Origin of the sequence: Azospirillum sp. B4, from assembly GCF_000333275.1 — a bacterium.
In the GTDB taxonomy this organism is placed as follows: domain Bacteria; phylum Pseudomonadota; class Alphaproteobacteria; order Azospirillales; family Azospirillaceae; genus Nitrospirillum.
On record NZ_BACU01000543.1, the window covers coordinates 1 to 13873 of the forward strand.

Below are 13873 nucleotides of genomic sequence, written 5' to 3' on the forward strand. Positions count from 1 at the left end.
TCAGGACCGGGGGTAGGCCCCCTGTGGGCGTAGGTGGCGTGGGTGATGCCGCCGGCAGGGCGTGGCCGGTCCACAGGTAGTAGACGTCCAGGGCCGATTGCAGGGCGAACAGGGCGTTGAACGTCGCCAGGGCCCGCACGATGGCCGCGGGGGATAGCAGCAGACCCAGAGCCGGGTCCTGCCGCCAGTCCCCGCCCCGGGCGACCGTGGGTGTCCGGTCGGTGGCGGCCTGGACGCGGACGAAGGGCCACAGCGCGGCCAGCGTCGCCATCCAGAAGACGACGCGTCCGCCATCGATGCCGGCGGGTGTCAGCGTGTCCAGCCACAGGCCCAGCACCGGGTTGGCGGCGGCGAACAGCAGGCAGAAGACCAGGCCCAGCCCCAGGGGAAGCAGCCAGCGGGCGATGACGACCGCCGCCGCCTGGCGCCCGCTGTGGGCCGACCACCAGGCGAAGGCCGCCTTGCCGTCGCGCAGCAGCCGCCATGGCCCGCGTGTCAGCATGGCACCGACGGCCCTGGCGGTGTCCGCCAGCCCGGGCCGCCAGCGGTCTGACACGCACAGCAGGCAGGCCGCCTGGGCGGTGATGGCCAGCGGCAAAGACAAGGGTGTGACGGCTTCGACCAGCAGCGCCAGGATCGCCATGAACGCCGTCCCCGCCATGATCCACCGGCCCCGATGTCGGGTGGCTGGGTTCAGCGCCAGGGACGCGCCGGCCAGCACAGCCAGGAAGACCGGCAGGGCAATGCCCCAGCGGCTGTCGTAGAGCAGCGCGGTGGCCAAGGTCGCCAGGCCGGCAAGGGTGACGGCGGCCCGCACGTCGGGGGCGGGGCCGGCGGGCAAGGTGGGGGCGTCGCCGCCAGCCGGCAGGCTGGCGGTCGTGGCGGGGGCGGTGTCGGTCATGGGGCCGGGGTCTTCTTCGGCTTGAAGGGCAGGATGACGGCCGTCACGCCCGGGCGCGGCGCCGCCACCAGCCACCAGCCGTCCCGTAGCAGGCAGGGGGGCAGGGGGATGGGAAGGTGCGCGCGTGGGGTTCCGGCGGGTGTCATGACGCCGTTATGCCCGCCGCCGGTGCAGCACCTGGGGCGGGCGTCAGCAGATATCCCGCGAATTCCGTGCAGATTTTGTGCAGGCGGAAAAAGCGCCGGCTCTGGTCCTGCTCACTTGGCCTTGATGGTGACCGTCAGGGTGTCGCTGTAGCTGCCGGCGATGGTCTTGGCGTTGGCCGGGATGGTGACGGCCAGGGCGGCGGTCTTGGCGAAGGTGGCCTTGGACCGGGTGACGGAAACGCTGCCGCTGCCGTTGCCCGTGGTGCCGTCATACAGGGTGGTGAAGCTGACCGTGTCCTTGCCGGACTTCAGCTTGCCGCTGTTGGCGGAGTTGACGGTGATGGTGTACCCCTTGCCGTCGTTGCAGTTCTCCACCACGCTGCCCACCTGGCGCTTGGTCTCGCCGGCCACTACATCCAGGGCGACACCCAGGTCGGTGACGTCCACCGTGCAGGCGGTGGCCACGCTCGCCTTCAGGGCGATGGTCCGGTTGATGCTGGTGGCGCGGGCCGGCGCGGCGGCGGCCAGCGCCAGGCAGCCCAGAAGCAGGGCTGGCGGCAGGCGGGTCATGAAAGGCGTCCTTCGGTTCAAAGGCTTTTCGGCCTGTTTTGGGGACGGTTAACGCAATTGCCGGGCCAGATGCGGCGGATGGCCGCGTGGCGCGCGGTAAATAGGGAATTAATTAGAGATGTCCGTCCTGGCCTACCCCTTTGAAAAGGCGATAATAGTGCAATATGCAATGAACTCGGGCGATGTCTTTGCCAGCAGAATTGCAAACAGTATTGCGAAATGCGACATGCGGGGGCGGGCATGACCTGGCGCCTGTGGCGGGACCGGGCCGGCCGCTTCTCCTGGATGTTGACCGTGGTGCTGGTGGGCCTGTGCCTGCCCCTGCTGCTGACCAGCGCCGACGCCGTCATGGATCGGCTGGGGCCACGGCCATACAGCGCCTTCATCCACCAGGTGGGGCTGTGGGCCTTCCGCTTCCTGGTGTTGTCGTTGCTGGTGACGCCGCTGGCGCGCATCGCCCGCTGGCCGGCGCTGATGACGGCGCGGCGGCGCATCGGCGTGGCCGCGTGCCTTTATGCCGTGGTGCACCTGGCGGGCTATGCCGCGGACCAGTCGCTGGATCTGCCACACATCGCGGCGGAGATCGCGCGCCGCGTCTATCTCACCATCGGTTTCGTGGCGCTGCTGGGCCTGGTGGCGCTGGGCGTCACCTCCACCGATGGCATGATCCGGCGCCTGGGCGGCCCGCGCTGGCGGCGGCTGCACACCCTGGCCTACCCCATCGCCGTCCTGGCGGTGATCCACTATTTCATGCAGGAGAAGGCCGACGTGACGGAGCCGACGCTAATGGCCGGCTGGCTGGCCTGGCTGTTGGGCTATCGCCTGCTGAACCGCGCGCTGCCGGACGGGCAGGCGCGTTCGGTGCCCGTGCTGCTGGGCTACAGCGTCCTGGTGGCCATGGCCACGGCGGGGGCGGAGGCGCTGGGCTTCTGGGCGGTGCGCCATTTGCCGCCAGACCTGATCCTGCAGGCCAACCTCAGCTTCGACCTGGACGTGGGCATCCGCCCCGCCTGGTACGTGCTGGCCGGCGGTCTGGGCATGACGCTGGCGGCGGTCGCGGGTGATGCGAAGCAGCGGGCGCGTCGGCTGGCGCGCGCCTAATCCTTCAGGCCGCGCTCCTCCGCGAGGGTGACGAAGTTCACCAGGTTGGCGTCGCGCCAATGCTTGGTGCGGCGCAGTTCGGTGTTGGCCTTGGTCAGCAGGGTGGTGATCAGGACGCTTTCGGCGCCTGTCATGGGCGTCGCGTCGCGCAGGCGGTCCGTCACCGTCTGCACCAGCCCCTGGTCCAGCAGGGTCATGCTTTCCCGCAGGTCCGCGCCCACCGCCTGCGACAGCTCCGCCGCGCGCACCGCCTGGCCCAGCCGCTCGCGGCTGTCACCGGCCTCGCTGCGGGAGAAGGCGGCGCGATAGGCGTCGGTCAGATCCTCCACCAACCGGTCGCGGAAGTCGCTGTAGCGGGTGCCCCAATGCAGGCTGCGGGTCAGGGTGTTGCGCCAGCGCATGGTGTAGCCCAGCGCCCAGGCCAGGGCCGCGTGGTCCAGCGACATGCGGCCCTTGGCATGGGCGGTGACGGACACGCGGGTGGAGAGGTAGGGGTACAGCGTGCCCTCCACCTTCCTGATCATGGTGTCCAGGTAGCTGTGGGCCAGGCTGGCCTCCCGCCCCTCACGCAGCATGTCGAACTCGTCGAACAGCGTCAGCAGCTCGTCCAGGTAAACCAGTTCGCGTTCCAGCAATTCCCGCCGCTCGGACGCCACCACCAGGGGGCGGCGGGCCACCTCGCCGGCGCCGGCCAGCTGTCCCAGCTCATCGGCCAGCACCTGGCAGGTGCGGGCCAGGTGGCGCACCAGGGCCGATAGCAGCACCGGCTGCCAGTCGGTGGGCCCTTGCACAAGATAACCGCCCATCTGCCGGTAGGCGCGATGGCGGTTCAACAGGATCAGCGGCATCAGCAGGCTCAGCTGCGCCGCCTGCGCCGTCGGCACGCCCGGCGCCTGGAAGGTCAGCACCGCCGCGGCGCCGTTCGCCCCGGTGTCGTCGTCATCGCCGTGCAGGCTGGTGGCCAGGCGGCTATAATGGCCGCCGTTTTCCAGCAGGACATGCAGCAGCGACAGGTCGGCCGCCACTAAGGGGCGGGGCACCAGGCCCAGGGTCTTGCGCGTCGCCTCCGTCCGGCGCCAGGCGTTCATGCCCTCCAGCAGGTCGCGGGTGGCGGCCTTGTCCTGCAGGGTCTGGGACAGGCGGGCGGCGGCGGCCACGCGCAGCTCCTCGCGCAGGGCCAGGGCCCGGGGCGTGCGCAGCACGACGAACAGGGGCTGCTCCTGGGCCAGCGCCGACAGCGTCTCATCCACCGAGCGGCTCAGCGGCGCCAGGGGCTTGGCGGCCAGCGCCGACCATAACCCGCCCACGTCCAGCGGATGGACGGTGCCGGGGCAGTGGAATTCGTCTCGCAGCAGCCAGGGGTCGTTGGTGAGGAAGGGCTCGAACAGCTGGGTGAACTGACGGCGGGCGTGGGCCTGGCGCTGGGCGTTCAGCTTCTGGATCAGGGCGCGGCGCACCACCGCCCGGCTCTGGTCCGGGGCGGCGTCCACCTCCTCGAACAGCTTGCGGGCGGCTTCGGGCGACAGCCGGTCCACCAGGTCGGTCAGCGTGCGGGCGCGCTCCTCTTCCGCCGGGGTCATGCCTGTCCCCGAAGGCCGTTGCGGCAGGCCGTGCTCAACCCCATGCTCCAAACCCCCATGCGCCGATGGGCGCGTCCCCGGATATCCGCCATGATATCCGCCATGATATCCGGCGGATGTTTCCGGCAGGTAAACGAACCTGGCCCAAGGTAATACGCTCCGGCCCCCGGGGCGGCAATTACCTTAAAGGTTTGAAAAACGGGAAATGCGCGGGGCCCGTATTGCGGAACGCCCCGCCCGCCGGGCAGATTGGGGACGATGAACTGAAGCGGGGCATGGCATGGCCGGGGTGGATGCCGATTTCGACGCGATCGTGGTGGGGGCGGGGGCCGTGGGCCTGGCCTGTGGCCGGGCGCTGGCCCGGCGTGGCCTGACGGTCGCGGTGCTGGAGGCGGAGGACGCGATCGGCCAGGGCGTGTCGTCCCGCAATTCCGAGGTGGCGCACGGCGGCCTCTATTATCCCAGCGGGTCGCTGCGGGCGCGGTTCTGTGTCCAGGGCCGCCGCCTGCTCTATCCCTTCCTGGACGCCCACGGCGTCACCTATGACAAGTGCGGCAAGCTGGTGGTGGCGACGGAGGCGGCCGAGCTGCCCCGGCTGGAGGCCATCCTGCATCAGGCCCAGATCAACGACGTGGAAGGCATGCGCTGGCTGACCGCCGCCGAGGCCCACGCGCTGGAGCCGGAGCTGCGCGCCGTCGCCGCCTTGCTGTCGCCGGAAAGCGGGGTGTTCGACAGCCACGGCTACATGGTGGCCCTGCGCGGCGAGATCGAGGGCCAGGGCGGCGCCGTCGTCACTGGCACGCCGGTGCTGGGCGCCACGCCGCTGGAGGGGGGCGGTTTCACGGTGCGCACCGGCGGGCGCGATCCCTATGCCGTCACCACCCGTTTGCTGGTGACGGCACCGGGCCTGTCGGCCCAGGAGGTGGCGGCCGCCATCGAGGGATTCCCCGCCGCGCTGATTCCCCAGGCGCATTACGGCAAGGGCAGCTATTTCGCCCTGAACGGGCGGGCGCCATTCAAGCGCCTGGTCTATCCGCCCCCCATCTCCGGGGCGTTGGGCGTGCACTACCGCCGCGACCTGGGCGGCCAAGCGCGCTTCGGTCCGGACCTGGAATATGTGGAGGCGCCGGACTATCGCGTGGATCCGGCGCGCGCTGACGGCTTCTACCGTTATATCCGCCGCTTCTGGCCGGGTCTGCCCGACGGCGCGCTGGTGCCGGACTATGCCGGCGTGCGGCCCAAGATCCATGGGCCGGGCGAGGCGCAGCCGGATTTCCGCCTGGACGGGCCCGCGGCGCACGGCCTGCCGGGCCTGGTGGCCCTGTTCGGCATCGAAAGCCCGGGCCTGACCTCGTCCTTGGCCATCGGCGAGGCGGTGGCCGACCTGCTGGGGGCATGAAAGAGGGGCGGCCGTCGCCAGCCGCCCCCGTTAGCCGCCCCCGTTCGCTTCCACGGCGATCAGGCCGCCAGGGCGCCCCGGGCACGGCCGCCGCGCAGGAAGACACCGGCCACGGCCAGCACGGCGGCGACGCCGCTGGCGATGGCCAGGCCCAGGAAGGCGCTGAAGATGTCGCCGAACTGGTGCGAAAGGGCGGTGACGACGAAGGCGCTGAGGAACTGGCCGACGGAGAAGACGCCCTGCCACAGGCCGGTGGCCCGGCCGCGGATTTCAAAGGCCAGGCCGCGCAGGGCCCAGGTCAGCAGGGTGGGCAGGATCATGCCGCAGCCGAACTGGTTCAGCGCCACGGCCCCCAGCAGCCAGCCATGGTCCGTGGCCAGCGCCATGCCGGTGAAGCCCACGCCGCAGATGGCGAACTCCACCACCAGCAGCACGGCCACGGGCAGGGCGGCGGCCCGCTGGAAGACCAGGGTGCCCGCCGGCACCCCCAGGCTGGCCACCGCCGTCATCCAGCCGATGGTCGCGGGTTCGGTGATACCCCGGTTGGTCAGGGCCAGCGCCAGGTCCACCTGCACCGTGTAGAACAGGATGGAGGCGAAGACGGTGATGGCGCAGATGCCGCCCAGGCGCGCCCAGGGGAAGGCGACACCCTGGTGGGCCTCGGGATGCTGGATGACGTCCTCCGTCTCCTCCGGCTCCCAAGTGAAGAAGTGGATGCCGGCCAGCAGCAACAGGCTGCTGGCGTAGACGGCGAAGGGTGCCCGCCAGCTGATGCCGCCCAGGGCGCCGCCGACGATGAACAGCACCACGGCGGACATGGAGGCGACGGCCGTCTGCAGGGCCAGCCATTTCTCGCGCTGGTGGCCCTTGAAATAGTCACCGATCAGGGTGGTGGTCAGGGTCATGACCGCAGCCTCGGTGATGCCCACCACCACGCGGCTGGCCAGGATGGCCCAGAAATTGTCCAACACCAGGGGGGCGACACCGCATAGGGCGTACAGCACCATGGACAGCATCAGCAGCTGACGCCGGCCGAAGCGGTCGGCCAGCCAGCCGGCGGGGGCGGAGAACAGGGCCACGCACAGGGCGGGCGTCGTCAGGATCATGGGCACCCAGTAATCGGCCTGGGGCATGTCCTTGAAATACTCCAGCATCTGCGGCAGTACCGGCGCCAGCACGACGACACCCATCACCGACATCGTGCACGGCAGCAGCAGCGACAGCCCCTGCACGGTCCCGGCGGTCCTTTTCTTGGAAGCCACGTCCAAACATCCTCCCTGGCGCGGGCGACCCACGCCCGTCTGTTTCCTCCGGCGACGGCCGGGGCGGGCTTTGGCGCCAGCCTCCGAACCATGCCGCAGCTAAACTAACGGCAGGCGGGCGTGCCCGTAAAATCGGGGTTTCTGATATCTTGCATCGGCGGGGCCGTCGGTTGGCGTCCGGCTCTTCGCTCTTGGGCCTTTCCGCTCTATCGGCGGACCAGGATGACGCCCAGGACCAGCAGGCCGGCCCCCAGCAGCCGCATGGGGCCGGCGGGATGTTGGGGCATCCCCAGGGCGCCGACATGGTCGATCGCCAGCGAACACAGCATCTGCCCCACGACGATCAGCGCCAGGACGGTGGCGGCGCCCAGACGGGGGATCATCAGGATGGCGGTCGCGATGAAGGCCGCGCCGAACAGGCCGCCGGTCCAGGATGGCCAGGCGACGGCCCCCACGGTCGCCGCCGTTGGCCGGGTGCCGGGCGCCGCCAGCGCCACCAGCAGCATGGCCAGCAGGCCCACCAGATAGCTGGCGCAACCCGCCCACCAGGGAGAGCCCAGCGCCGCCCGCAGATTGGCGTTCACCACCTGTTGCACGGCAAGGCTCATGCCGGCGGCGATCACCAGCAGATAACAGAGGGGAATGGGCATCGCGATCGGTCCTTCCTGGGGAGCCGGATCGGTACCAGACGGGCGCGGGTGGGTTATAGAACGGATGTGACCACCAGGCCCACGTGGGGAAGGCCGGCGCGGTAGCGGCCCGGCGTTACGCCGAAGGCGCGGCGGAAGCACCGGCCCAGATGGCTCTGGTCGGCGAAGCCCGTATCCGCCGCCACCGCCGCGATGGACTCCCCCGACCGAAGCAGGCAGCGCGCGGCGTTCAGCCGGTCCAGCAGGCGGAATTCCTGTGGCGCCAGACCGTGCAACCGCTTGAACCGGCGGGAATAACCCTCGCGGCTCAGGCCGGCCCGCCGCGCCGCCTGGCTGACCGTGTCCCAGTCCAGGATGGGCCCGGGATCCCCATCCGTTCCCGGCGGCAGATACAGGTTGGTGCAGGCGACATCGAGGGGGCTGGACAGGGACCGGTGCGGCATGCCCGCCGGAATGCGCAGGGCCTGGCCGGCGCCGACCGCCACCAGAACGCCGCCGATGACGAAGCGGCGGGTGCCCGCATGCACCAGGGTGACCTGGTCCTCGCCATGGAAATGGACGGGCAGCGCCACCTCCCGGCCTCGCACCGTCCCAATCTCGACGGCCATGCCATCATCCGGGCGCCAATAGCGCCAGGCCCCCGGGGATGGACCGTCGGGCGCCTGAAGGGGGAAGGGATGCCGGTCCATGGGGGCCTCGAACGACGTGCCGGCATTAGGCGCACACTCGCGCCATCAATGCCAGGTATCGGGATTGCTGTTTTGATTGGCGTGCCGGCCTTCTGTAACACTGCCCGCCGGTTCGCGGCCGGTTCGCGGCCGGTTCGCGAATGAATAACTGGGGTTAGGGAGGTTCCATGCTGTCCACGCGGTTGGCGGGCAAGGTCGCGGTCGTCACCGGCATCGCCGCCGGCATCGGCCAGGGCACGGCCCTGATGCTGGCGCGCCACGGGGCGAAGGTCGTGGGATGCGACATCAACGCCGCCGGGGCGGCCGCCACGGTGGCCCAGGCCCAGGCGGAGGGCTTGGACGTCGCCAGCCTGCACCCTTGCGACATGACAAAGCCGGCCGACGTCGCCCGCCTCATGGACATGGCCGTGGAGCGCCATGGCGGCATCGACATCCTGGTGAACGCCGCCGCCTTCGGCGCCTTCGTCTGGCTGCAGGACATGGATTACGAGACGCACTGGCGCCGCACCCTGACGGGGGAGGTGGACCTGGTGTTCCTGGCCTGCAAGGCGGCCTGGCCCCACCTGATCAATCGTGGCGGCGGCGCGGTGGTGAACTTCGCCTCCGCCAACGCCTACCGGGCACTGCGCAACTCCCCCGCGCTGGCCCACTGCGCCGGCAAGGGGGCGGTGCTGGCCATGTCGCGCCAGCTGGCGATGGAGGGGGCCCCCCACGGCATCCGGGTCAACACCATCTCCCCCGCCCTGGTGGTGACGGAGGCGACGCGTGAGCCGCTGGAGAACCCCGATTTCCGCAAGGCGGTGCAGGAGGCCATCATGCTGCCCCGCCTGGGCACGCCGGAGGATATCGGCTGGGCCGTCACCTTCCTGGTGTCGGATGAATCCACCTGGGTCACCGGCGCCGATTTCGCCATCGACGGCGGCGCCACCGCCTGGTGACCGGTAGGGGAAGGATCACAGCATATACAATTATAAATGGCTTTTTGTCGTCCAATACATTACCTATAGCGAACCATTTGGCTGGTCCGGGATTCCTGAAATGGAAAATCTGGTGGCCTTGCTACTTAATTTATCTCGGAAAAGACGGTGGGGATTGGGGCTGCGTGGTGTCATCGCCCTTTCCATCGCCCTATGGACGGTGTGCCCTGCCGCCGTTGTGGCGTCGTCGTCGGCGCCCGGCCCCGTGGTGTCCAAGGATACGCTCGTTGACTGGTGGTTCGCCTTCAAGTTCAACGGAAGGGAATTTCCGGGTTGCCAGGTGCCAGCACAGCGACAGTGCCGGTTCGGCGGCACGGTCAGCCAGGATACGCCGTGGGGCCTGCGGTACGCCTACGCCAGCACCACCGGCGCGACCTTGCGGGAGGGTGGGCAGTGCCTGGGCGACACGGACGATGACCCTGTCGGCGCCACGTTCGACCTGATCTACAACCACGATCTGCACTACGTCATCTGGAACGACCAGCTCAAGGGCGACCCCTCGCTGCCTGCCTGCGGTGAGAATTGCGACAGTCCCTGGGGCCATGCGAAGGGCGTTGTGGCCTGGGACGACAGCGGCGCGGGCTTCGTCATGCAGGGCACCACGCCGGCTTGGCCTGTCTCGGGGCATCCCGGGCTGGAGGTTGGCGTCAACGGCAACACGCTGGGCTGCACGGACGACAACAATGTCAAGTTCAGCCAGCATTTCTTCGCGTTGCGCCTGACCAAGGATGATCTGATCATGACCCTTGGCGCGATGGCGAACGCCAGCGTCGCCACTGCCCATGTGGCCCCGGGTGACACCAAGCCGCACCAGCTGGTCTACAACGGTGGGCCTGCCGACGTGCAGGCGGCGGTGACCGCCCTGGGCGTGAAGTCCAAGAGCCGCGAGGTCAAGTTACTACGCCTGTCCTCCGGCGTCCGCCTCATTTCCAAGCCCTTCCTGGTCCACGTTCCGCCGTGGCAGTTGGTTTCATCCAAGCTGGGCGGGGTCGACCTCAGGATCGCCAATTGGTCGGAGGTCAAGCCGCGCGTCGGCAGTTCGACCCGGGACACGCCCATAACATGTTGGGACGACGCGCAACTGCCCCAGAAGCCGGGCGCCGTGGATATCGCCATCACCGGCAACTGGGATTCCCGGGAGATCGGGCTCAAGGGGGGCGTTTCCAATCACGCCAAGTTCGGTGTGACCTCCGCGCCGGAAAGCAAGCTGGTGATTTTTGGCGACATGAACCAGCAGGGAACCCTTTCCGGCGTGATCTGCGATAGCAGCCAGAATGGCCGTGGCGGCATGTTCTTCGTGGTTGAGGATCTGAAACTGCACGACAGCGTCGCCGCTCTCCTTAAAGGGGAAAGCGCCGCGCCGGACGGTGCCGTTCCCACCGCCCATAAATGACACGGACGAAGATGAGGGGGTTGTGAAGATGGGCCTTCTGAAGAAGTTCGGTCTGGCAATTGTCGTCGTCGCGATGATCGGTGTGAACGCCGTGTCGGCAGTCGAGCGGGAAGATTTCCATTTCCGGCTTTACGGTTGGATGGCGACCATCCTGCTGATGGTGGCGGCGCTGGCGCTGATCGGTCATATGTTGACTGAGGACTGGCGGGGCGTGCTGGTCGACAAACGCAATGTCATGAGCCTGTCCCGGCTGCAGATGGTGATCTGGACCGTCCTTGTCGTGTCGGCGATCCTGTCGGCGGGCATCGCCAATGCCGTCATGAACACCGCCAACCCGTTGGACTTGGGCATTCCGGAGCAGATCTGGGCCGCGCTGGGCATTTCAGGCACGTCCTTTATCGCCGCCCCGATGATATTAAAAACTCAGGACGGCGCGGTCGCCCAGAACGGGCCGCGGGTCCCGGACGCGCCGCCGCCATGGCGATGGGCCGATGTCTTCCAGGGCGATGTCAACGCCAACCAAGACAAGATCGACCTCAGCAAGATACAGCAGTTCTTCTTCACGATCGTGACGGTCTCGACCTATGCCATCGCGCTTGGCTTCATATTCGCGACGGCGGACAAGGTGACCTTTCCCCCGATCGATTCAGGGTTCATAACCCTGCTGGGCATCAGCAACGCGGCGTACCTGCTTCACAAGGCGACGCCCGTTAACACTAACCCGCTGCCGCCCGGGGCTGGTGGCCCTCCTCCGCCCTGAAATGAGGGGTAATCACGCCCTATCTAGTTGCGTCATCTCTACCCCACCCAATACCTGGACAGATTCCGCTGAATCTTCTACCCCTAGGACAATATTCCATTCCTAGGGGCGAGAGGAGTCGGCACGGTGGGATTTAAGGGGGCGATCGGATTGGCGCGGCGTGGTCTGGGCCGGCTGGGGGCTGTTGTCGTCGCGTTGGGGGCCCCATTGGTGGCAATCGTCGCCGGCCTCGCGGCACCCCATGCGGCGCAGGCGGGCTATGCCTCGCTGGTGGTGGACGGCGGTACCGGCGCGGTGCTGAACGCCGTGAACCCGGATGAGGAGAACCATCCGGCGTCGCTGACCAAGATGATGACGCTCTACCTCACCTTCGAGGCCATCCACCAGGGACGCTTGCATTGGGAGGATGAGCTTCCGGTGTCGCGCAACGCCGCGAACAAGGAACCGACCAAGCTGGGGCTGGAGGTCGGGCAGACCATCACGGTCAAGGACTGCGTCCTGGGCATGATCGTCATTTCGGCCAACGACGGCGCCACCGTGGTGGGCGAGGCCCTGGCCGGGGGCAGCGAGCAGGTGTTCGCCCGCATGATGACGGACAAGGCGCACCAGCTGGGCATGACCAACACCGTCTTCAAGAACGCCTCGGGCCTGCCTGACCGCGAGCAGGTGACCACGGCGCGCGACATGTCGCGCCTGGCCCTGGCCCTGCACCGCGATTTCCCCCAGGACTACCACTACTTCGCCACCCGGGAGTTCGAGTTCGAGGGCCGGCACCTCACCGGCCACAACCGCCTGATGTACCGCTACCCGGGCATGGACGGCATGAAGACGGGCTTCACCAACGCCTCCGGCTCCAACCTGGTGTCCTCGGCGGTTCATGACGGTCGCCGGCTGTTCGGCGTGGTCTTTGGCGGCAGCAGCGCCAAGACCCGCGACAAGCTGATGGAAACCCTGCTCGACAACGCCTTCGCCAACCGCGACACCGATCCCAAGCTGGTGGCGCTGGCGGCGGGCCGCCCCCTGACCCGCGTGGCGCGGGCCCGGGGCACGGGTCATCTCGCCCATGCCGGCCGCGTCCGCCGCGCGCACGTGGCCGTGGCGCCGCCCCAGCGCCGGGGCCATGGCCATGCCGCCGCGCGCCAGCGGTTGGCGGCGGCCCACGCCGGCAAGCATGTCGTGGCCAGGGCCCATGCGGGTCACGCCAAGGTCAAGACGGCGGCCAAGGCCCATGCCAAGACCAAGGTGGCCGCCAAGGCGCACCACAAGGTCGCCACCGATTGATCTGAATTCCAGATCAATCCCAACAGAACAATCTGTTGGAGGGTACAGTACAAATCACGGATGTTAAATGGGCGCGGTCCGCAGGGATCGCGCCCCTTTCGTTTCCGGGATCCGAAGCCATGGTTGACACCGCCACTACCGCCGCCCTTCCCGCCCGCTGGCACGCGCTCAACGCCGCCGGCCGCCTGTTGCCCGGCCTGGGCTATTGCCTGGTGCCGGCGGTGGCGGGCCTGGCCCTGCACCGGGTGCCGGCGCTGGGCCTGTTCAGCCCCATGATCCTGGCGGTGGTGGTGGGCATGGCGTTGCGCAGCGCCGTGGGCCTGCCGGCGGCGACGCAGGCCGGCGTGACGTTCGTGCTGAAGCGCCTGCTGCGCATCGCGGTGGCCCTGCTGGGCCTGCAGCTCACGGCCGCCCAGGTGGCGGCGGTGGGCCCCACCGGTGTCGCCATCATCGCCTTCAGCCTGGTGGCCACCTTCGTCTTCACCAAGGCGGTGGGCCGCTGGCTGGGTGTGCCCGCCCCCCTGGCGGAACTGATCGCCGCCGGCACCTCCATCTGCGGCGCATCGGCGGTGATCGCGGCCAACACCGTCACCCAGGCGGATGATGAGGACGCGGCCTATGCCGTCGCCTGCGTCACCGTCTTCGGCAGCATCGCCATGCTGAGCTACCCGGCCCTGGGTGCGGCCCTGCATCTGGCGCCCCGCGCCGTGGGCCTGTGGGCCGGCGCCTCCATTCACGAGATCGCGCAGGTGGTGGCCGCCGCCTTCCAGTCAGGCCAGCAGGCCGGGGAGTTCGGCACGGTGGCCAAGCTGTCGCGCGTCGCCCTGCTGGCGCCGCTGGTGCTCAGCCTGGGGGCGCTGCGCCGGCGGCGGGAGGGGACGGCCGGCCAGCCGGTGCCCATGCCCTGGTTCATCCTGGGCTTCGTCGCCCTGGTGGCGCTGAACAGCCTGCATGTGGTGCCGGCGGTGGTGAAGGACTGGGCGCCCGGCGTCACCACCAGCCTGCTGACGCTGGCCCTGGCGGCCATGGGCCTGCACACCCATGTCGGCCGCATGGCCGCCAAGGGTCTGGCCCCCCTGGCGCTGGGCGCCCTGGCCAGCCTGTTCATCGCGGGCTTGAGCCTGGCGCTGATCTTGACGGTGTGGGCCTGATGCCAACGGCATG

14 protein-coding genes are annotated in these 13873 nt (G+C 69.0%); 7 read left to right on the forward strand and 7 right to left on the reverse strand.

Features of this window, described 5'->3' with window-relative positions; translation table 11 throughout:
- The 3 genes from I55_RS24485 to I55_RS24490 all read right to left on the reverse strand — a co-directional run.
- Nucleotides 1-901: DUF4153 domain-containing protein (locus I55_RS24485; RefSeq protein WP_044563336.1), on the reverse strand; the 901-nt coding region annotated here is incomplete at its 3' end.
- Entirely contained in the window at nucleotides 898-1047 is a 150-nt protein-coding gene (locus I55_RS37350; protein ID WP_159107265.1) for a hypothetical protein, read from the reverse strand. The genes I55_RS24485 and I55_RS37350, both read right to left, overlap by 4 nt.
- A gap of 111 nt (nucleotides 1048-1158) precedes the next feature.
- Nucleotides 1159-1617 carry a spore coat protein U domain-containing protein gene (locus tag I55_RS24490; RefSeq protein WP_044563337.1) on the reverse strand — a complete coding sequence of 153 codons (459 nt, stop codon included), beginning with the start codon at nucleotides 1615-1617 and terminating at the stop codon, nucleotides 1159-1161.
- A 240-nt stretch (nucleotides 1618-1857) separates the two neighbouring features.
- On the opposite strand from I55_RS24490, the gene I55_RS24495 reads away from it, so the two are divergent.
- Nucleotides 1858-2718 (forward strand): sulfite oxidase heme-binding subunit YedZ, encoded by an 861-nt coding sequence (locus I55_RS24495; protein ID WP_044563338.1) that lies wholly within the window; start codon nucleotides 1858-1860, stop codon nucleotides 2716-2718.
- Here the strand turns inward: I55_RS24495 and I55_RS24500 are convergent.
- On the reverse strand, nucleotides 2715-4298 hold the full coding sequence (locus I55_RS24500) for a hypothetical protein (protein WP_044563339.1): 1584 nt from the start codon (nucleotides 4296-4298) through the stop codon (nucleotides 2715-2717). The genes I55_RS24495 and I55_RS24500 overlap by 4 nt on opposite strands.
- 280 nt (nucleotides 4299-4578) lie before the next feature.
- Between I55_RS24500 and I55_RS24505 the strand changes: the two genes are divergently transcribed.
- A complete protein-coding gene (locus I55_RS24505) occupies nucleotides 4579-5697 on the forward strand; it encodes an NAD(P)/FAD-dependent oxidoreductase (RefSeq protein ID WP_044563340.1) in 1119 nt (372 codons plus the stop codon).
- 59 nt (nucleotides 5698-5756) lie between these two features.
- On the opposite strand, the gene I55_RS24510 is transcribed toward I55_RS24505, so the two are convergent.
- The 3 genes from I55_RS24510 to I55_RS24520 all read right to left on the reverse strand — a co-directional run bounded on the left by I55_RS24510 (nucleotide 5757) and on the right by I55_RS24520 (nucleotide 8217).
- Nucleotides 5757-6959: an MFS transporter gene (locus tag I55_RS24510; RefSeq protein ID WP_044563354.1), complete on the reverse strand. Its 1203-nt coding sequence runs from the start codon at nucleotides 6957-6959 to the stop codon at nucleotides 5757-5759.
- A gap of 206 nt (nucleotides 6960-7165) precedes the next feature.
- Nucleotides 7166-7609 carry a DMT family transporter gene (locus I55_RS24515; protein WP_044563341.1) on the reverse strand — a complete coding sequence of 148 codons (444 nt, stop codon included), beginning with the start codon at nucleotides 7607-7609 and terminating at the stop codon, nucleotides 7166-7168.
- A gap of 53 nt (nucleotides 7610-7662) precedes the next feature.
- Nucleotides 7663-8217, reverse strand: coding sequence for an AraC family transcriptional regulator (locus I55_RS24520; protein WP_252181301.1), 555 nt, complete (start codon nucleotides 8215-8217; stop codon nucleotides 7663-7665).
- A gap of 248 nt (nucleotides 8218-8465) precedes the next feature.
- On the opposite strand from I55_RS24520, the gene I55_RS24525 reads away from it, so the two are divergent.
- The 5 genes from I55_RS24525 (at nucleotide 8466) to I55_RS24545 (ending at nucleotide 13860) form a co-directional block, all read left to right on the forward strand.
- On the forward strand, nucleotides 8466-9236 hold the full coding sequence (locus I55_RS24525) for an SDR family NAD(P)-dependent oxidoreductase (protein ID WP_044563343.1): 771 nt from the start codon (nucleotides 8466-8468) through the stop codon (nucleotides 9234-9236).
- Nucleotides 9237-9390: 154 nt separating this feature from the next.
- Entirely contained in the window at nucleotides 9391-10668 is a 1278-nt protein-coding gene (locus I55_RS24530; RefSeq protein WP_044563344.1) for a deoxyribonuclease II family protein, read from the forward strand.
- Between the two features lie 28 nt (nucleotides 10669-10696).
- Nucleotides 10697-11428: a hypothetical protein gene (locus I55_RS24535; RefSeq protein WP_044563345.1), complete on the forward strand. Its 732-nt coding sequence runs from the start codon at nucleotides 10697-10699 to the stop codon at nucleotides 11426-11428.
- Between the two features lie 210 nt (nucleotides 11429-11638).
- Nucleotides 11639-12709: a D-alanyl-D-alanine carboxypeptidase family protein gene (locus I55_RS24540; protein ID WP_199902704.1), complete on the forward strand. Its 1071-nt coding sequence runs from the start codon at nucleotides 11639-11641 to the stop codon at nucleotides 12707-12709.
- A 119-nt stretch (nucleotides 12710-12828) separates the two neighbouring features.
- The gene (locus I55_RS24545) at nucleotides 12829-13860 is read left to right on the forward strand and encodes a YeiH family protein (RefSeq protein ID WP_083901401.1); all 1032 of its coding nucleotides are present in this window, start codon (nucleotides 12829-12831) and stop codon (nucleotides 13858-13860) included.
- Nucleotides 13861-13873 lie beyond the last annotated feature (13 nt).

Coding starts and splice junctions, on each gene's coding strand:
- I55_RS24490 (WP_044563337.1), bottom strand. CDS start 1,617: ATGACCCGCCTGCCGCCAGCCCTGCTTCTGGGCTGCCTGGCGCTGGCC.
- I55_RS24500 (WP_044563339.1), bottom strand. CDS start 4,298: ATGACCCCGGCGGAAGAGGAGCGCGCCCGCACGCTGACCGACCTGGTG.
- I55_RS24545 (WP_083901401.1), top strand. CDS start 12,829: ATGGTTGACACCGCCACTACCGCCGCCCTTCCCGCCCGCTGGCACGCG.
- I55_RS24520 (WP_252181301.1), bottom strand. CDS start 8,217: ATGGCCGTCGAGATTGGGACGGTGCGAGGCCGGGAGGTGGCGCTGCCC.
- I55_RS24525 (WP_044563343.1), top strand. CDS start 8,466: ATGCTGTCCACGCGGTTGGCGGGCAAGGTCGCGGTCGTCACCGGCATC.
- I55_RS24515 (WP_044563341.1), bottom strand. CDS start 7,609: ATGCCCATTCCCCTCTGTTATCTGCTGGTGATCGCCGCCGGCATGAGC.
- I55_RS24505 (WP_044563340.1), top strand. CDS start 4,579: ATGGCCGGGGTGGATGCCGATTTCGACGCGATCGTGGTGGGGGCGGGG.
- I55_RS37350 (WP_159107265.1), bottom strand. CDS start 1,047: ATGACACCCGCCGGAACCCCACGCGCGCACCTTCCCATCCCCCTGCCC.
- I55_RS24495 (WP_044563338.1), top strand. CDS start 1,858: ATGACCTGGCGCCTGTGGCGGGACCGGGCCGGCCGCTTCTCCTGGATG.
- I55_RS24535 (WP_044563345.1), top strand. CDS start 10,697: ATGGGCCTTCTGAAGAAGTTCGGTCTGGCAATTGTCGTCGTCGCGATG.